This is a genomic window from Micromonospora sp. NPDC048871, assembly GCF_043198155.1.
Taxonomy (GTDB): domain Bacteria; phylum Actinomycetota; class Actinomycetes; order Mycobacteriales; family Micromonosporaceae; genus Micromonospora.
Map to the genome: position 1 here is coordinate 222,124 of NZ_JBICUM010000003.1, position 18,550 is coordinate 240,673.

General features: G+C 72.0%; 15 protein-coding genes. 10 read left to right on the forward strand and 5 right to left on the reverse strand.

What is annotated here, in order from left to right:
- Nucleotides 1-32: 32 nt before the first annotated feature.
- Nucleotides 33-1,898 (reverse strand): molecular chaperone DnaK, encoded by a 1,866-nt coding sequence (dnaK, locus tag ACGFIK_RS09970; RefSeq protein WP_327023412.1) that lies wholly within the window; start codon nucleotides 1,896-1,898, stop codon nucleotides 33-35.
- Between the two features lie 218 nt (nucleotides 1,899-2,116).
- Between dnaK and ACGFIK_RS09975 the strand changes: the two genes are divergently transcribed.
- From ACGFIK_RS09975 to ACGFIK_RS09985, 3 genes are read left to right on the forward strand one after another with little or no spacing between them, the layout of a single operon-like run.
- Complete coding sequence (locus ACGFIK_RS09975) at nucleotides 2,117-3,943, forward strand: ABC transporter (RefSeq protein ID WP_327023413.1); 1,827 nt, start codon at nucleotides 2,117-2,119, stop codon at nucleotides 3,941-3,943.
- 4 nt (nucleotides 3,944-3,947) lie between these two features.
- Entirely contained in the window at nucleotides 3,948-5,651 is a 1,704-nt protein-coding gene (locus ACGFIK_RS09980; protein WP_393338773.1) for a GTPase, read from the forward strand.
- Nucleotides 5,652-5,710: 59 nt separating this feature from the next.
- Nucleotides 5,711-6,934, forward strand: coding sequence for a hypothetical protein (locus ACGFIK_RS09985; RefSeq protein WP_327023414.1), 1,224 nt, complete (start codon nucleotides 5,711-5,713; stop codon nucleotides 6,932-6,934).
- A gap of 10 nt (nucleotides 6,935-6,944) precedes the next feature.
- Here ACGFIK_RS09985 and ACGFIK_RS09990 read toward each other — a convergent pair whose 3' ends face one another.
- Together ACGFIK_RS09990 and ACGFIK_RS09995 are read right to left on the reverse strand one after the other, a co-directional pair.
- Complete coding sequence (locus ACGFIK_RS09990; RefSeq protein WP_327023415.1) at nucleotides 6,945-7,574, reverse strand: phosphatase PAP2 family protein; 630 nt, start codon at nucleotides 7,572-7,574, stop codon at nucleotides 6,945-6,947.
- A gap of 82 nt (nucleotides 7,575-7,656) precedes the next feature.
- Complete coding sequence (locus tag ACGFIK_RS09995; protein ID WP_393338777.1) at nucleotides 7,657-8,427, reverse strand: hypothetical protein; 771 nt, start codon at nucleotides 8,425-8,427, stop codon at nucleotides 7,657-7,659.
- 517 nt (nucleotides 8,428-8,944) lie between these two features.
- Here ACGFIK_RS09995 and pdhA point away from each other — a divergent pair.
- From pdhA to ACGFIK_RS10020, 5 genes are all read left to right on the forward strand, one after another.
- Nucleotides 8,945-10,120 carry a pyruvate dehydrogenase (acetyl-transferring) E1 component subunit alpha gene (pdhA, locus tag ACGFIK_RS10000; RefSeq protein WP_393338779.1) on the forward strand — a complete coding sequence of 392 codons (1,176 nt, stop codon included), beginning with the start codon at nucleotides 8,945-8,947 and terminating at the stop codon, nucleotides 10,118-10,120.
- Nucleotides 10,120-11,109: an alpha-ketoacid dehydrogenase subunit beta gene (locus tag ACGFIK_RS10005; protein WP_393338781.1), complete on the forward strand. Its 990-nt coding sequence runs from the start codon at nucleotides 10,120-10,122 to the stop codon at nucleotides 11,107-11,109. Before pdhA ends, ACGFIK_RS10005 begins: the two co-directional genes overlap by 1 nt.
- A 5-nt stretch (nucleotides 11,110-11,114) precedes the next feature.
- Nucleotides 11,115-12,551 (forward strand): dihydrolipoamide acetyltransferase family protein, encoded by a 1,437-nt coding sequence (locus ACGFIK_RS10010; protein ID WP_393338997.1) that lies wholly within the window; start codon nucleotides 11,115-11,117, stop codon nucleotides 12,549-12,551.
- Nucleotides 12,552-12,768: 217 nt separating this feature from the next.
- Nucleotides 12,769-12,906, forward strand: coding sequence for a hypothetical protein (locus ACGFIK_RS10015; protein ID WP_327023419.1), 138 nt, complete (start codon nucleotides 12,769-12,771; stop codon nucleotides 12,904-12,906).
- Nucleotides 12,907-13,237: 331 nt separating this feature from the next.
- Entirely contained in the window at nucleotides 13,238-15,967 is a 2,730-nt protein-coding gene (locus ACGFIK_RS10020; protein WP_393338783.1) for a hypothetical protein, read from the forward strand.
- A gap of 205 nt (nucleotides 15,968-16,172) precedes the next feature.
- Here ACGFIK_RS10020 and ACGFIK_RS10025 read toward each other — a convergent pair whose 3' ends face one another.
- Nucleotides 16,173-16,949: a GntR family transcriptional regulator gene (locus tag ACGFIK_RS10025; RefSeq protein ID WP_393338785.1), complete on the reverse strand. Its 777-nt coding sequence runs from the start codon at nucleotides 16,947-16,949 to the stop codon at nucleotides 16,173-16,175.
- A gap of 2 nt (nucleotides 16,950-16,951) precedes the next feature.
- Nucleotides 16,952-17,482 carry a GntR family transcriptional regulator gene (locus tag ACGFIK_RS10030; protein WP_393338787.1) on the reverse strand — a complete coding sequence of 177 codons (531 nt, stop codon included), beginning with the start codon at nucleotides 17,480-17,482 and terminating at the stop codon, nucleotides 16,952-16,954.
- A gap of 379 nt (nucleotides 17,483-17,861) precedes the next feature.
- On the opposite strand from ACGFIK_RS10030, the gene ACGFIK_RS10035 reads away from it, so the two are divergent.
- On the forward strand, nucleotides 17,862-18,200 hold the full coding sequence (locus tag ACGFIK_RS10035; RefSeq protein WP_393338789.1) for a hypothetical protein: 339 nt from the start codon (nucleotides 17,862-17,864) through the stop codon (nucleotides 18,198-18,200).
- A 16-nt stretch (nucleotides 18,201-18,216) separates the two neighbouring features.
- The gene (locus ACGFIK_RS10040; protein WP_393338792.1) at nucleotides 18,217-18,492 is read left to right on the forward strand and encodes a hypothetical protein; all 276 of its coding nucleotides are present in this window, start codon (nucleotides 18,217-18,219) and stop codon (nucleotides 18,490-18,492) included.
- Nucleotides 18,493-18,550 lie beyond the last annotated feature (58 nt).

Below are 18,550 nucleotides of genomic sequence, written 5' to 3' on the forward strand. Positions count from 1 at the left end.
CCTGCGCCCGTGAGTCTGCGTAGTCCGGTCCCTCACTTCTTGTCCTCGTCGACGATCTCCGCGTCGACCACGTCGTCCGCACCGGGCCGGGCACCGCCCGGGGCTCCGCCGGCCGCACCGGCCGCACCGGCGGCACCGGGGTCACCCGGCTGGGCCTGCTCGCCCTGCTGGGCGTAGAGCAGCGAGCCCGCCTCCTGCGAGACCTGCGCCAGCCGCTCGTGGGCCGACTTGATCTTCTCGATGTCGCTGCCACCCAGGGCACCGCGCAGCTCACCGAGGGCCTCGTTGAGCTTCTCGCGGTTCTCGGCGGGGAGCTTGTCACCGTTCTCGGCGAGGAACTTCTCGGTCTGCCACTGCAGGGCCTCGGCGACGTTGCGGGTCTCCGCCTCCTCGCGGCGGCGCTTGTCCTCCTCGGCGTGCTCCTCGGCGTCCCGGCGCATCCGCTCGATGTCATCCTTCGGCAGCGAGGAGCCGCCGGTGATGGTCATCTTCTGCTCCTTGCCGGTGCCCAGGTCCTTCGCGTGGACGTTGACGATGCCGTTGGCGTCGATGTCGAAGGTGACCTCGATCTGCGGCACCCCACGCGGGGCCGGCGGAAGACCGGTCAGCTCGAAGGTGCCGAGCTTCTTGTTGTACGCCGCGATGTCGCGCTCACCCTGGAAGACCTGGATCAGCACCGACGGCTGGTTGTCGTCGGCCGTGGTGAAGACCTCGGACCGCTTGGTCGGGATGGTGGTGTTGCGCTCGATCAGCTTGGTGAAGATGCCACCCTTGGTCTCGATGCCCAGGCTCAGCGGGGTCACGTCGAGCAGCAGGACGTCCTTGACCTCACCCTTGAGCACACCGGCCTGCAGGGCGGCGCCGACGGCGACGACCTCGTCCGGGTTGACACCCTTGTTGGGCTCCCGGCCGGTGAGCTCCTTGACCAGGTCGGTCACGGCCGGCATCCGGGTCGAGCCGCCGACGAGGATCACGTGGTCGACGTCGGCGACCTTGATCCCGGCGTCCTTGACGGCCTGCTCAAACGGGATCTTGCAGCGGTCCAGCAGGTCCTGCGTCATGCGCTGGAACTCGGCCCGGCTGAGCGTCACGTCCAGGTGCAGGGGGCCGGCCGCACCGGCGGTGATGTACGGCAGGTTGATGTTGGTGGTGGTGGCGGCGGACAGCTCGATCTTGGCCTTCTCGGCCGCCTCCTTGAGCCGCTGCATCGCCATCTTGTCCTGCGACAGGTCGATGCCGTGCTCACCACGGAAGGTCTTGACCAGGTGATCCATGATCCGCTGGTCCCAGTCGTCACCGCCGAGCAGGTTGTCACCGCTGGTCGACTTGACCTCGATGACCCCCTCGGCCAGCTCCAGCAGGGACACGTCGAAGGTGCCGCCACCGAGGTCGAAGACCAGGACGGTCTGCTCCTTGGAGCCCTTGTCCAGCCCGTACGCCAGGGCCGCCGCGGTCGGCTCGTTGACAATCCGCAGCACGTTGAAGCCGGCGATCTCACCGGCCTCCTTGGTGGCCTGGCGCTGGCCGTCGTTGAAGTACGCCGGGACGGTGATCACCGCGTCGGTGATCTGCTCGCCCAGGTAGGCCTCGGCGTCCCGCTTGAGCTTCATCAGGGTGCGGGCCGAGATCTCCTGCGGGGTGTACTTCTTGCCGTCGATGTCGACGGACCAGTTGGTGCCGATCTCCCGCTTGACCGAACGGATGGTCCGGTCCGGGTTCGTCACCGCCTGACGCTTGGCTACCTCGCCGACGAGCACCTCGCCGTTGCGGGCGAACGCGACGATCGACGGGGTCGTCCGCGAGCCCTCAGCGTTGGCGATGACGGTGGGCTCACCGCCCTCCAGAACGCTGACGCAGGAGTTCGTCGTGCCGAGGTCGATACCGACCGCACGTGCCATCTTCGCTTCCTCGCTTCGTAACGTTGAGCAGGTGACGGGCCTCCCGTCACCCCGCCCGGCAGGCGCCGCCCGCTGCGACCCCACCTCAAGTTGAGTGAACTTGACTCAATAGTGCCACGCCCACTGTAATCGTCAAGTCAGGGTTGAGCCCACCAGGCGCAACCCGCCTGGTGGGCGATCGGTTGTCTTACCTTGTGTCGGTCGGGCACGCTTTAGCGGTGACGACGAACGGCGATCCCGGCTCACCTCCCGGCGCGCCCGCCGTCGCAGCCCGCACCGGCCCGACCGACGCCGGGGAGGACCGGCCCGCCGGGGACGATCGCCTGCCCGACGCCCTGTCCGGCCTGCGCGCCGCGATCGGGGCCGCCGGTTTCCCCCTCGTCCTGCCCTCGGCCGAGCCCGCCGAGCGGACCGGGGTCGCCCTGGCCGCCCAACTGGACGACTATCTGCTGCCCCGGCTGGCCCGCCTGGACGCCCCGCTGCTCGTGGTGGTCGGCGGATCCACCGGTGCCGGCAAGTCGACCCTGGTCAACAGCCTGGTGCAGGCCCGGGTCAGCGCCGCCGGGGTGCTGCGTCCGACCACCCGCTCACCCGTGCTGGTCTGCAATCCGGCCGACTCGCCCTGGTTCCGCCGAGGGGAACTGCTGCCCGGCCTGACCCGTACCAACCAGCCCAGTGACGACCCGGGCACCCTGCACCTGGTCACCGCCCCGGCGCTGGCCCCCGGGCTGGCCTTCCTGGACGCCCCCGACATCGACTCCGTGGTCGACGCCAACCGGGCCCTGGCCGGCCAACTGCTGGCCGCCGCCGACCTCTGGCTCTTCGTGACCACGGCCGCCCGGTACGCCGACGCCGTGCCCTGGGAACTGCTGCGCGGCGCCCGGGCCCGAGGCGCGGTGATCGCCATGGTGCTGGACCGGGTGCCGGCCGAGGCCACCGAGGAGGTGGCCGCCCACCTGGCCGAGATGCTCGCCGAACAGGGTCTGGGCTCGGCCCCGCTGTTCGTGCTGCCGGAGACCTGGGTCGACGGGCAGGGTCTGCTGCCCGCCCGGGTCACCGCACCCCTGGCCGACTGGTTCGCCCGGCTGGCCGCCGACGCCGACGCGCGGTCGGCGGTGATCCGGCAGACCCTGGGCGGCGCCCTGGCCGCCCTGCAACCGGCCGTGGAGGGCCTGGCGGTCGCCGCAGACGACCAGGTGGCCGCCGCGGAGGCCCTGGATGATCGGGTACACGCCGCGTACCGGGCCGCGAACCACACCGTCGAGCAGGGGCTGCGCGACGGCCGGCTGCTGCGCGGCGAGGTGCTGGCCCGCTGGCAGGAGTTCGTCGGCACCGGCGACTTCTTCCGCACCCTGGAGGCACGCATCGGCCGGCTGCGGGACCGGCTGGTGGCCGCCTTCAGCCGACGTCCGGCCCCCGCCACCGAACTACGCGAGGCGATCGAATCCCAGCTGGTCACCCTGCTGCGGGCGGTGGCCGCCGAGGCGGCCGAGGCGGCGTACACCGGCTGGCGGGCCCATCCGGCCGGGGCCGCCCTACTCACCCCGGACCTCGCCCACCCCGGTGCCGACCTGCCCGAACGCGCCGAGCGGCTGGTCCGGGACTGGCAGCGGGGGGTGCTGGAACTGGTCCGCGACGAGGGCGGCGACCGGCGGTTCGTGGCCCGTACGGCGGCCTACGCGGTGAACGCCACCGGGCTGGTTGTCATGATCGCCGTTTTCGCCTCGACCGCCTTCATCCCTACCGGGCTGGAGGTCGCCACCGGAGCGGGCACCACGGTCGCCGGACAGGCCGTACTGCAAGCGATCTTCGGCGACCAGGCGGTGCGTACCCTGGCCAACAAGGCCCGGGAGGACCTGCTGGACCGGGTGCGGACCCTGCTGGAGACGGAGGCCGACCGCTACCTGACCCGGACCGAGCAGGCCCGGCCGCTGGCGCAGACCGCTACGGCGTTGCGCCAGGCCGCCGAGCAGGTGGAGGCGGCCCGGGTGAGCAGCGGATTCGCCGACCTGAGTGAGCCGGCCGACCGGGGGCGGTCGGCGTGAGGGCATGGACCAGCCGGGAGCGGCCATGATGGGGATGGGCGGACGCCTGCGTGAGGCGTTGCGGGCGGACGGCCGGGTCGACGCCGACCAGTTGGTCGCCCGACTGGAGGCGATCCGCCGGTTCCTCGGCATCGTCGACGGCCACCTGCCGGACACTCCGCTGGTGCCGGCCCGCACCCTAGTCGAACGGGCCGGTACCCGACTCTCCCTCTCCCGCGACCACACCGTCGTGGCCCTGGCCGGGGCGACCGGCAGCGGCAAGTCCAGCCTGTTCAACGCGATGGCCGGGATGGATCTCTCCACTGTCGGGGTACGGCGACCGACCACCGGGGTGGCCCACGCCTGCGTGTGGGGTCCCCTGGACGGTGGCACCCGACTGCTGGACTGGCTCGGCGTACTGCCCCGGCACCGGTTCGTCCGGGAGAGCGCGCTGGACGGCGACGACGAGTCCACCCTGCACGGGCTGATCCTGCTGGACCTGCCGGACTTCGACTCCGTGCAGCACTCCCACCGGTTGGAGGTGGACCGGCTGCTCGGCCTGGTCGACCTGGTGGTCTGGGTGGTCGATCCGCAGAAGTACGCCGACCGGGTGGTGCACGACAGCTACCTGCGCGAGTTCCGCCGGCACCGCGAGGTGACCGTGGTCGTGCTCAACCAGGTCGACCGACTGCCCCCGGCCGAGGTACCCCGGGTGCTGGCCGACCTGCGTCGACTGCTCGACGCCGACGGGCTGGAAGGGGTGCCACTGCTGGCCACCACGGTCGCCGACCCAGCCGGGACCCAGGGGCTGCGTGAGGCGCTGGAACGCAGCGTCGCCCAGCGGCAGGCCGCCCTGCGCCGGCTCTCCGGTGACCTGGACGCCGTGGTCGCCGCCCTGGACGAGATGGTCGGGGCCCCGCAGGCGACGCTGAGCACTGGCGATCCCTCGGTGGCCGCACTGGACCGGGCCCTGGTAGCCGCCGCGGGGGTACCGACCGTCGTGGCGGCGGTGGAGCAGGCGTACCGGCACCGGGCCGCCTCGACCACCGGCTGGCCGCTGGTACGGGCCTGGCGGCGGCTGCGCCCCGATCCGCTGCGTCGGCTGCACCTTCCCGACCGATCCGGTACGGCACCCGAGGCGGCGAGTCTGGTCGCCGCCACCTCGGTGCCGGAGCCCAGCAGCGCTGACCGGTCCGCGTTGGGGCTGGCGGTGCGCACGGTGGCCGAGGGGGCCGGTGCCGGCCTGCCCAGCGGCTGGCCGAACGCGGTCACCGCGGCGGCCCGGTCCCGACTGGGCGACCTGCCGGACGCCCTGGACCGCGCGATCTCCGGCACCGACCTGGGGATGGACCGTCCCCGGACCTGGTGGCGACTGGTCGGGGCGGTGCAGTGGCTGGTGACCCTGGCCGCCGTGGCCGGGCTCGGCTGGCTGGCCCTCGGCTACGCCCTGCGGGCCCTGGGGTTGCCGGAACTGCGTCATCCGATGGTCGGTGAGGTGCCCGTGCCGACCCTGCTGCTGCTCGGCGGGCTGCTGGCCGGGTTGCTGGTGGCGGCCCTGACCCGACCGGTTACCCGGTGGGCCGCCGGACGGGCCCGCCGACGCGCCGAGGCCCGGTTGACCAGCGCGGTGGCCGAGGTGGGCGAGGAGTACGTGCTGGCACCGGTCCGGGCGGTGATCGCCGCGCACGCCGATGCCCGGACCGTCCTGGAGGTGGCCCGACACCGGTGACCGCCCCGAGGGGACTGCGCTCACCCCTGGTCGGGCCCTCGGCGGCGTAGTGTCAGCACATGGCCACGCCACAGACCCCGTACGAAGCCGTGCTGCACGCCGCCCGCGACGTGACCAAGCTCGACACCGCCCTCGACGCGGAGATGCTCGGTGCGGCGCTGCTGGGCAGCGTGTACGAGGTAGCGGAGACCGACCGGGAGACGGCCGTACGCGAGTTCGTGGCCGGTTTCCTGGCGGCGACCTCCCGACGGCGGGCCCTGGCCGCGACCACCGTACGCGCGGTGTTCGCCGCCCTGGTGCCGGACGCCGAGGGCGCGGACCGGGTTCGCCCCGGTGCCGCTGCCCCGGCCTGGTCCGGGCAGCTGGGTCGGGTGCATCTCACCGGCACCTGGGCGTACGGCGACGTCTACGGCGACCAGACCTCCTATCTGGCCACCTTCGCCTACGACGACACCCTGGGTGGGCCGGAGCACGCGTTGATCGCGCTGGTGGACCACAACATCGGCATCGCCAAGGACGTCTTCATCGGCGGGCCGGCGAGCCGGATCCTGGCCCAGGTGCGGCAGTTGTGCGCCGAGGACGAGCTGACCTGGTTCCGGGAGGAGGAACCGAGCCGGATGCGTGACGAGGTGACCCGGCATCTGGCCGTCACCGACCAACTCGGGCAGTTGCCCGGGGCTAGTTCCCTGGCCACCGATCGCGCCCTGGTCGGGGCCCGGCTGGCCATCCTCCCGGCCGGGCCGGGAGGCGCCGCGCCGGTGCCCCCCGCCGATCCGCTGCCGGCCGCCGTACGCAGCGACGAGATCCGACGGTTCCTGGCCTCCCCGGAGGCCGTCCGGGCGGGGTTCGACGACCTGGACGGCGCGGAGTTGGCCTCCCTGCACTTCTGCCTGGGCCTGCTGCTGGACCATGCGGCCACCTTCGCCGACGCCGACCCCCTGCGCTGGAGCCCGACCGTGGCCGGGTTCTTCCTGCTCGACTGGGTGCACCGCCGGGCCGTACTGGACATGGACGACGCCGCGATGCTGCCCCGGGTGCTGCGGGCCTGGGCCGGGTACGCCGCCCGCAGGCGTGGCCTGCCGGAGACGGCCGCAATCGGTACGGACACCGCCATCGCGGAGATGGTGCCGGAGTTCGTCCGGCTCTACGCCACCGGTGAGCGGCGCAGCCCGGCGACCGCCGCGGTGGCCCAGTTGATGGCCGACGGGGTGGACCCGGACGACCCGGCCGCCCTGGACGCCTGGATCGACGCCAACCGGCACCGCCTGGCCGACGAGGGCTGACCCGCCCGGGTCAGCGCAGCAGGGCGTAGACCACCGCCGCTACCAGGGCACCGAGCAGGCCACCGGTGAGCACCTGGGCGGGGGTGTGGTCACCCAACCGGACCCGGGACCAGCCGACCAGCCCGAGCAGCGGGGTGGCGAGCAACAGCCAGGCGCCGAAGGTGACGACCAGCACCACGAGGGTGCCGGCCGCCACCGCAGAGTGGATCGACATCTTCCACCAGTGGCTGACCGTCACCGCCACCAGCAGGCCCACCAGTCCGGCGGTGACCAGTGCCAGTACGGGTCTGGGGGCGCCGAGCACGGCCAGCAGGGCCAGCCCGGCGGCGACCGAACCGAGCCCGAACAGCAGCGGCACCCGCCGTTGTTCGCGTACCCGGATGTGGTGATCGGTCAGCTGGCCCCGGCGCACCCCACCGAGGATGTACGCCATCGGGATCAGGCTGACGAAGACCACGGCCACCAGGCCCCAGCCCAGGCCCCTCGCCGTGCCCTGGGCGCTGTGCCAGCCGATCACCACGGTCAGCAGCGACACCAGGACGGCGGGCGCGGTCAACTCGGTGACGATCCGGGCCAGTCGCAGCCCCGGGCCGGGCCGGACCGCAGCGACCTCGTCGGTGGCCAGGTCACGGTCGACCAAGATTCGATCCCCCGCTTCGCTCCGGTCCGTCGAGGGCGATGTGCCGCCGTGCTCACCGTACCGTCGGCGAAGGGGTGCTTCCTCAGTGTTCGGCGGCGGGGGCCGGCTCGGCCGAGATCCCGGGCTCCGTCGGGCTACCGGGCTGCGCCGATGTGGACGGATCCGTCGTGACGCAGGGCTGGCTGCTGGCCACCGGGTCGGTCATGTTCGGTGGTTCTGCCGAGGCAGTGGGCTCGGCGGGCGGATCCGGGTCCGGGGAGGCACTGGGCTCGGCCGGCGGATCGGGCGACACCGAGGGGGTGGGGGGTTCGCTCGGGGGGGTCGGCTTCGGCGTGGGCGAGGTGCCCGGCAGGGGCCGGGTCGGGGTGGGGGTGGGTGCCGGGCTGGGGCGTGGGTACGGCGCGGGGGTGGGCAGCGGTGGCCGGGGGGAGTTCGCCGGTGGGGCCACCTGACGCTGCGGGGTCAGGTCCACCGGAGGGGGGATCGGCCCGGGGTCGGGTCGGTCAGTCGGGCTGACCGGTGGGGCGGCCGGAGCGGTCGAGGGTAAGGCCGTCGGGGTGGCCGGCGCGGCGCCGGTGGGGGGTGGCGGAATGACCACCGGCCCCACGGAGGGCGTCGGGATGAAGGGGGTGCCGCTGTCCGGCAGGGCGGTGCTGCCCACGGTCGCCGAGCCGGTGCTGATCGCGGCCAGCACCGGCATCGAGGCCGTACCGGCCAGCAGGGCGACCGTCAGCAGGTAGCCCCGGGAGGGGCCGGCGGTGCGTACCGCCCGGTGGGCGCCGATCACTCGGCGGTAGCCCTCCGGTGGCCGGTGCCGACCGGGTGTCTCCGCGCCCTCAGCTGGTTCCGACACCACGCACTCCTCGCCGTCACCGGGGCCGGGACCGCCATGAGCAGCCCGGGGGGCCACCGAGGTCGGCACGGGGCCCACCCGAGAAGCGTGGGTCAGTGGCCGCGCCGCAGCCAACCCCCCGCAGCGTGGCGAAACACCCCATCTGACCGAATGGCGATAAATATCGCCGGTTCGGCCGGGAGTCGCTGGACCAGACACCTCGGCATTTCAGGTAACGAACCGGACCCCGGCCGGGATGCGGAGCAGGCAGGGTGTGGGACGGCTCACCCATGATGCGAATATGGACCCACGACGGCAGTGCAGCCGCGACCTCCGCGCACCACGCGGTAGGCGCGACTGGGCGCCGACGCTCCCCGAACCGGGTTCGGCCATGAATCCGGCTCACGCCGCGCGGCAACCCCCACCGGGGCTAGGCGCGGTCGCCAGGAACCGATCCCGGCACCAGCCGGGGCGGGCTCACGAGTCGCGCGGCCGGGTGACCCCCCGGTGCCGACGCAGACACGACAGGGAGAGACGGATGGCAAAGGGCGACCCCGGGGCCAGCACCCGCGGCCGACGAGCCGCACCCCGATCCAGGAAGGCCCCGACCGGCGACCCGGAGCTGGTGCAACTGCTCACCCCGACGGGTGAGCGGATCGACAGCGTCACCGGCCCGGACGGCGTCGAATACCGTGTCGACTTCACCGACGAGGAATACCGCGGCCTCTACCGCGACCTGGTCCTCGTTCGGAAGTTGGACGCCGAGGCCACCGCCCTGCAACGGCAGGGCGAACTGGGCCTGTGGGCCAGTCTGCTGGGCCAGGAGGCCGCGCAGGTCGGTTCCGGTCGGGCGCTACGCGCGCAGGACATGGCCTTCCCGACCTACCGGGAGCACGGCGTCCTCTACTGCCGTGGCATCGATCCGATCATGCCCTTGGGCCTGTTCCGCGGCGTCGACCAGGGCGGCTGGGATCCGAACGAGTTCAAGTTCAACATGTACACGATCGTGATCGGGGCGCAGACCCTGCACGCGACCGGATACGCCATGGGCGTCGTCATGGACGGCAAGACCGGCGGCGAGGACGGCGAGGCGGTCATCGCCTACTTCGGTGACGGTGCCACCAGCCAGGGCGACGTCAACGAGGCCTTCGTCTGGGCCAGCGTCTTCAACGCCCCGCTGGTGTTCTTCTGCCAGAACAACCAGTACGCCATCTCCGAGCCCCTGGAGCGGCAGACCCGGGTTCCGCTGTACCGGCGGGCCGCCGGTTTCGGCTTCCCCGGCGTCCGGGTGGACGGCAACGACGTGCTGGCCACGTACGCGGTGGCCCGGCACGCCCTGGACAACGCCCGGCAGGGGCAGGGCCCCAGCCTGATCGAGGCGTACACCTACCGGATGGGGGCGCACACCACCTCGGACGACCCGACCCGCTACCGCATCGCCAGCGAGGTCGAGGCCTGGCAGGCCAAGGATCCGATCGCCCGGATGAAGGCCTTCCTGGAACGGGAGAAGATCGCCGACGGCGACTTCTTCACCGAGGTCGACGAGCAGGCCCGCCGGGAGGCGATCGACCTGCGCGAGCGGGTGCTGGCCATGCCGGACCCGGCACCGGTCACCATGTTCGACCACGTCTACCCCAACGGGTCGCCGCTGCTCGACGAGCAGCGCGCGCAGTTCAACAAGTACTTCGACTCGTTCGAGGGGAGCGCGCACTGATGGCCACGGAGACGCTCACCCTCGGCAAGGCCCTCAACATCGGCCTGCGCAAGGCCCTGGAGAACGACCCCAAGGTCGTCATCATGGGCGAGGACGTCGGCAAGCTGGGCGGGGTCTTCCGGATCACCGACGGATTGCAGAAGGACTTCGGTGACCAGCGGGTGATCGACACCCCGCTGGCCGAGTCCGGCATCATCGGCACCGCGGTCGGCCTGGCCATCCGGGGCTACCGGCCGATCTGCGAGATCCAGTTCGACGGCTTCGTCTACCCCGCGTACGACCAGATCGTGTCGCAGGTGGCGAAGATGCACTACCGCTCGGGCGGCAAGCTGCGCATCCCGATGGTCATCCGGATTCCCTTCGGTGGCGGCATCGGGGCGGTGGAGCACCACTCGGAGTCGCCCGAGGCGTACTTCGCCCACACCGCCGGCCTGAAGGTCGTCTCCTGCGCCAACCCGCAGGACGCGTACGTGATGATCCAGCAGGCGATCGCCTCGGACGACCCGATCGTGTTCCTGGAGCCCAAGCGGCGCTACTGGGAGAAGGGGCAGGTCGACCTGGACGCCCCGCTGTCCGAGGCGTACCCCCTGCACTCGGCCCGGGTGGTCCGGCCCGGCACGGACGCCACCCTGCTGGCGTACGGCCCGATGGTGCGTACCTGCCTGGACGCGGCGACCGCCGCGGCCGAGGACGGCCGCAACCTGGAGGTCATCGACCTGCGTACCCTCTCCCCGCTGGACCTGGGCGCGGTGTACGAGTCGGTGCGGCGCACCGGCCGCGCGGTGGTGGTGCACGAGGCACCCTCCAATGTGGGCCTGGGTGCGGAGATCGCGGCCCGGATCACCGAGGAGTGCTTCTACTCCCTGGAGTCGCCCGTGCTGCGGGTGACCGGCTTCGACACCCCCTACCCGGCCGCCCGGGTGGAGGAGGAGTACCTGCCCGACCTCGACCGGGTGCTCGACGCCGTCGACCGCACCTTCGGCTGGTGAGCGGCATGTCCCGGATCAAGGAGTTCAACCTTCCCGACCTCGGCGAGGGCCTGACCGAGGGCGAGATCCTCGCCTGGCTGGTCAAGGTGGGCGACATCATCGAGCTGAACCAGCCGATCGTCGAGGTGGAGACCGCCAAGGCGGCCGTGGAGATCCCGGCCAAGTGGGCCGGTCAGGTGCAGGCCATCTTCCACCCGGAGGGCACCACGGTCGAGGTCGGTACGCCGATCATCGCGATCGACACCGACCCGGGCGCCGGGCCGGTGCCGGAGGAGCTGCCCACCCCCTCGGCGGCCGCGCTGGCCGCGGTCGACATCGCCCCGGCGGAGGGTGCGGTCGAGCCGGGCCTGATCGGGGGTCCCGCACCGGGGGGTCGTACCGCCGTCCTGGTCGGCTACGGCCCCCGCACCACGGCCGCGAAGCGCCGGCCCCGCAAGGGCGCGACCCCGGCCCAGGCCACCGCCCCGGCTCCGGTGCCGGTCCAGACCGCCCCGGTTCCGGCCACCCCGGCGCCGGTTCCTGCGGCGGTGAACGGCAACGGTCACCTGGCCGGGCCGGTGCTGGCCAAGCCGCCGGTCCGCAAGCTGGCCAAGGATCTCGGGGTAGACCTGCGTACCCTGACCGGCTCGGGTCCGCTGGGCTCGATCACCCGGGAGGACGTACAGCGGGCCGTGGCGGCACCGGCGGCGGCCGAGCCGCTGACGGTAGGTGCGGCGACCACCTCCGCCGCGAGTTTCGGCGCCGACCGCGAGCAGCGCATCCCGGTCAAGGGGGTACGCAAGCTCACCGCCGAGAACATGTCCCGCTCGGCGTTCACCGCCCCCCATGTCACCGAGTTCCTGACCGTCGACGTGACCCGGGCGATGAAGGCCCTGGACCGGCTGCGTGGCCGACGTGAGTGGCGCGAGGTACGGGTCTCGCCACTGCTGCTGGTGGCGAAGGCGGTGCTGCTGGCGGTCAAGCGACACCCGATGGTCAACTCGACCTGGGCCGGCGACGAGATCGTCGTCAAGGAGTACGTCAACCTGGGTATCGCGGCGGCCACCGAGCGCGGCCTGATCGTGCCGAACATCAAGGATGCCGGGCGACTGACCCTGCGCGAGTTGGCCGATGCGCTGACCGACCTGGTGCAGACCGCCAAGGCCGGTAGGACCTCACCGGCCGCCATGTCCGGCGGCACCCTGACCATCACCAACGTCGGTGTGTTCGGGGTGGACACCGGGACCCCGATCCTGCCGCCGGGGGAGTCGGCGATCCTGGCCCTGGGTGCCGTACGCGAGCAGCCCTGGGTGCACAAGGGCAAGGTCAAGCCCCGCATGGTCACCACCCTGGCCCTCTCCTTCGACCACCGGATCATCGACGGTGAGCTGGGTTCGAAGTTCCTGCGCGACATCGGTGACTTCCTCACCGACCCCGAGGCGGCCCTGCTCGCCTGGACCTGACGCGGTACGACGACGGCCGGTGTGCCACGGGTGAACGCCCGGCACACCGGCCGTTGCCGTTGGGCGAAGAATGCCGGTCCACACTCCACCCCGGACCTAAGATTCTTAGGTTCGTGTTGCAGCTCACCTAATAATCGATGGATACCTGCGCGGTTCTGGGGTTAAATAGAGACCACAAGGGGCCGACAACCGAATAGCACAGCAGGAGAGACAGACCATGAGCATGATCGAGCGAATCCGTACCCGCCGTGACGCGAACCGGCGCGCCCGCGCCATCGAGCGAGCCCTGCGCTCCGCGAGTTCGCCGTCCGTCCGCGACGAGATCCTCGCCATCGCCCAGCGTCACACGCACTGACGCCACCCGACTTCAACTCACCTCCCCAACCACGACCCGCCCGGCGCACCGGGCGGGTCGTTGGCGTTGGGCCCGGGCGCTGACACCGGGATACCGCCTCGCCCCAGCGCCCGGTACGGTGGTTCACGGTCGTCACCCCGGGCAGGTCACGCGATAGATGCGGATCGACATCGCCCGGCAACAGACAGTGACGATCGGCGCTCCCCGGATGCGCCCCGGTGACTACCGGATACGGTGCGGGGAGCCGGCACGGCCGGTACGCCGGCACCGCCGGCTGCCCGGCCGAGACCATCGGCGACGGCGGCCGACATGTGATGGAGGAGGCGCACGCATGACGTCCGAGGGCCCGCACCACCCCGGCCACGAGCCGGACGAGGTGCCGCCGGGCGGCGGTGGATCGGCGCCGTACGGCGACCGCCCGGTTCAGCAGGACAACGGATACGGCGCACCCGCCCCGGATCTCGGCTGGGCTCCGCCACCACCAGCCCGGCCTGACCAGGCCGCCCCCGCTTGGGCGAGTCAGCCGGGCGCGGGTTGGGGTGGCCCACAGGCCACCCGGCAGGCGCAGAGCCCGAACTCCGGCACCTGGGCACCGCCCGCCGGCGGGCAGCCCTCCTGGACCGCACCGAACGAGCAACCCGCCAGCGGCCAGCCCGCCTGGGCGGCACAGGGTGAGCAACCGGCCGGCGGTCAGCCGTCCTGGAACGCACAGGGCGAGCAACCGGCCGGTGGCCAGCCGTCCTGGGCGGCCCAGGGTGAGCACCCCGCCGCCAACTGGCCGGCGCCGTCCACCTCGGACCAGCCTGCCTGGGCCAACGGTGGGCAGAGCAACCCGGCCTGGGGTGGTGGTGGCACCACATCGGAGACTCCCTCACCGGCTGAGTGGACTCCCCATCAGACCGCCCCCGACCAGTCGACCGGCGGCCAGCCCGGCTCCGCCCGGCCCGGTGGCTGGGCTGCCGGCCAGCAGCCGGAGTGGAACGCCGCCCCCCGCCCCGATGAGCAGCCGCCAGGCTGGGCCACCACCGCAGGCCCGCCCGAGTCTCCCCAGCAGCCCGACTGGGCGCAGGGTGGCTCGCCGGCTCAGCCGAACTGGGCGCAGCAGGTTGGTGCACCCGCCCAGCCCGATTGGGCGCAGCAGGCCGGTTCGCCCGCTCAGCCGGATTGGCAGGCCGGTCCGTCCGGGCAGCCGGGCTGGGCTCAGTCCGATCAGCCGGTGACCCGGGCCGAGCCGCCGACCCGCAGCGAGCCGGGGGCCCGGGCCGTGGCCCAGGTACCCCAGGCCGACCCGACGCCTCAGCAGATGGCCGGTCGTGACGACGCGGCCCGAGGCGGTGCCTGGCCGGCCGAGCAGCAGGAACAACCCGGCTGGGCCACCGGCGGCCAGGCCCGGCAGCCGGAGACCGGCGGCTGGGCCGGTGACCAACGGTCGACTGACGAGCGGCAGCCCGGCAACGACCGACCCGCACAGCCCGACTGGGCCACCCCGCAGCAGGCCGAGCCGACCGGCTGGTCCGGCAGCGGCGGCCCGGCCGACGAACGGCCCCAATGGTCGCCCCCGGGTCAGGACCGTCCCGCCGCCTGGACCCCCACCGAGACCCCGGGTGCGGCTGCCCCCCTGCCCTCGCGTACCGGCGACCGCGCGCCACTGGGCGAGGTCGAGCCATGGGCGCCCGGTGAGGCCTGGGGCAGCAGCGGAGCGCCCGAGGCCGGTGCACCCCGGGCCGAGGCCGGTCGCTCCGACGAGAGCCCGGTCTATCAGCCCGCTCCGGCTCCGGGCATCTCGCCGGCCAACATGGTCCCGCTGCCCCCGCAGGAACAGCGGGTCCCCGGTGCCAGCCTGGCCGCCGTACCCCCGGCCGACTACCCCGCCCCGGGCCAGTACTCCGGCGAGCAGCACCCGCAAGGCCCGCGTACCGGCGGCGAGCAGCCGGGCTGGGGCCAGCCCGAGCCACGACAGGACGAGGCGCAGCCCTCGGCCGACGCCGCGATCCCCAACCCCCGGACCTCGCCCGAGTCCGTCGGCCGGGCCACCCCACCGACGGCCGCTGGCGCAGTCTCGGCCAGCGCCTCCGTACCGACGACCAGCCGGGTCACTCCCCCAGCCGACCACGTGGTGCGCCCGACCGGCACCCCGGCACCCCGGGTGTACGGCCGACCGGCCCGCCCGGAGCCGGAGGAGCCGGTCCAGGAGCGGGAGGAGCAGCCCTCGGCGCCCCGGTTCGACCAGGGTCCGGACCCGCGCTTCGGGGAGCACGAGCAGCCTGGTCCGCGCGGTTTCGCCGGTGCGGTCGCTCCGGCCTCACCCGCCTTCCCGCCGGGCCTGCCGACCTTCGCCGACGCCCCGGCGACCGACCGCCCGGTCAACGGCGTCAAGCCGCACGCCGAACCGCCCTCTCCCGCCGACCGCTTCGGCGGCCCCTCCGGTGATCCCTTCGGCGCCCCGCCCGGTGACCGCTTCGGTACGTCGCCCGGTGACCCCTTCGGCGCCCCGTCTGGTGATCCTTTCGGTGGCCCGTCCGGTGGTGCCGCTCGTGACCCCTTCGGCGGCCCGAACGACCGTCCCGGGGTCACCTACGGCTCCCCTGCCCGCCCGGATTCCGGCGGCAACCACACCACGGCCTTCCCCTCGGGGCCGCAGGCGAACGCCCCGTGGAGCCCGGACGCACCGGCCGCCGAGCCGGAGCAGGGCCGATTCGACGCGTTCAAGCCGGTAGCCGAGCCGGCCGCCGACGCGCCGCCGCCGAAGGTACGCAACGGTCGGGTGCTGGCCGCGGTGCTGGTGGCCGCCGTGCTGATCCTCGCCATCCCGCTGGGCCTGCTGCTGCTGCTCGGCAAGTTCGGTGGCTCGGACGACAACGCCTTCGACCCGGCGGTCGGCTCCTGCGTCAAGCGCTCCGGCGAGACCGCCATCGAGGCGGTGTGCGGGGAACCGGAGACGTTCAGCGTGGTGTCGAAGGTCGACTCGAAGGACAAGTGCCCCGACCCGGCCCTGCCGTACGTCGAGTTGCGCGGCAACGTGGAGAACCCGGTGCTCTGCCTGAAGAACGCCGCCGGCTGATCACTGGCGCCACCCGAAACGCGAAGCGCCCGCCCTCACCAAGAGGGCGGGCGCTTTCGCATACTCCGGTGGTCCAGAGGCGGCCCGATCGTGGCAGTGCAGCTGCTCCCGGCCCGGCGTGTCGAACAGCAGGACTGCCACAACGCCACATGCACGAAGTCGGGGCTTCGTTGAGCTGAGGCCCGAGCGGTGCGGGCCGACAAAGCTACCCGGAAGTCGGGTCCACGACTTGGTGGTACTGCAACTCGTACATGTGCCCGGCCTTCACCATGACCGTCGCCTCGATCGGGCGGCGACCCTCCGCGTAGACGACACGGAACGTTCGCATGATCGAGATGTCCGGCGGTAGCTCCAGAGCGATGAACTCCTCAGGGGTCGGGGGACGCGTCGACACCTGGTCGACGAACTCATGGGGGATGATCCCCATCTCACGGAGGGCGTGCGGCGTGCCGCCCTTGATGCGCCGCTTCTCGGCGAGTGGAGTTTCCCGCGCGATGTCGGCCGGATAATAGGAGTGCACAAGTTCGGCGGGCTCGTCATCGAGTCGCATGAGCTGCTTGCGCAGCACCGCCACGTCGCCATCCGCGAGGCCGAACGCGAGTCGGACCTGAGCGGGCGGGGTCACCTCACCGACATGTAGCAGGTCAACCGACCCCTTGAGTCCACGCCGTTCGGCCTCACTCAGCCAGGGATACGGCTGCCCGGCTGGCGAAGAGGTGATGAAGGCTGCTGGCGTGATGACGTGCTGCGGCCGTTCACGGACGAACACGCCCTTGCCCGGCGAACTGTCGGCATAGCCCTCGCGCTTGAGGACGGCGATGGCGTTCTGCACGGTCTGGTTGGGGACGCCGTACTCCTGCTGTAGTTGCGCGGTGCTCGGCAGCTTGCTACCCGGCGGCAGGTCCTTGGAGAGGATCATCGCCCGCAGCTCAGCGGCCACCTGCTGGTGGCGGGCACGCGAGTCCTTGTTGGGTCGAGGCATGGTCACGCCTTGGTTTGATAGCGGAGGTGACGGCCGGCGGCAGTCATGGTCATGATGCTGTATTCGAACGGCGTGCCGTCGGCGGCGAATGTGAGCCGGGTGAGAACGATCACCGGGTCTCGCTCGGAGATACGGAGTTCATGTTGCTCTCGGAGCGTGGGACGACGCGCGGTGATGTCGTCTATCGCACGGTCGGGGGTGTATCCGAGGTTGGCGAGCAGAGTGACCGAGCCGCCCGGGATTCTGGCGCAGTCAGCCAACGGTGTTCCGGCGGCGATGCTGCTCGGGTAGTAGGAGTCGACGAGCTCGACGGCGTGACCATCCAGCAGCATTACACGCTGCCGGAGCACGACGCGCGTGTTCGGCGCTAGACGCAGGGCCGCGGCCACCTCTGGCGGCGCGAGAACTTCTTCCGCTGCGATGATCCGCTGGGTTCCTTGCTTGCCTGTCGAAGCTGCTTCCTTGGCCCACGCGTCTCCGCTGCCGGGAGTCATGTATCGGTCTGACGTGCTGTCTTGCTCGTAGCCACTCACACGACTTCTCCCTCCTCATGCGTGAACGACTCTACTGCCTTACTTGGCAAGCCCTCCCCTCCTAACTTGCGCCTTACCCGGTAAGGCAGTACGGTTAGCGGCACCCGCACTCGATCAGCAGACCCGCCACACAAAGCAGCATCTTTCGCGGCGGACCCGCGCATCTCTGTTGACAGCCAGGGACGGAGACAAATGGAACGAATCTGGGACTCTCCTGTCGCACTGGACCGCCGGTGTTGTTCATGACGGCGCGGCGAACGCCCCAACTGATCAAGCACTCCTGGTACGTACTCGAATACCACCGGCATCACCGCTGCGAGCGCTGCACGGCCAGCGCTTGGTGTCCAGAGGTTCAAGTCGCGCGGACTCGGCTCGCGGCATGGCATCGGTACCGGCAGCGGTAGCCGGGCTCAAGGCCGGCGACCTGCTGCACCTCACCCGAGCCGCCAGCGTCCAGTTCGGCACGCCGATGATGTTCCGCCTCATCCGGGTGCTCGACCGGCAGACCTACGACGGATGGGTATGGCTCGACGGGTATCAGTTGGACCAGAAGGGCGACGCGGTCACCCGACGAGAGGTCTTCGTCCAGTACGCCGGAGTCCAGAAGCTCAATCCGCCCGCGCCCCGGCCAAGTGATCGGCAACGTGTCGCCGCATGGCAGCAGCGCAGGTCAGCTACGAATGCGCGGCGAGCCCGCAACTCATCCCCCATGTTCTGACCAGAGGTAGGTGATCATGCCGGAGCCACGCAGGCAGGCGAGCCCTGTCGACCGGGAGCCGACCCGACGACTTCCCGCGCCGCTCCCCGGCGAAGCGCCCCGGGCCTGGGTCGGCGACCTGGTCCACGACGAGGATGCCGCCGAGCCAGGCATCGTCACCGATGTCCTCGACGAGACGATCTGGGTGCTGCGACCGGAGTTCGGTTCCGGGCTGTGGACCTGCGCGGATCCCGGTCGGTTGACCGTGATCACTCCCCGTGCGGAACGGGTCGGCAAGCCCCCGGTGGCCTAGCTTGGCGATCAACTCCGTTGCGCCGGAATTGCGGTATCCCGGCGGCTTGGATACCGCA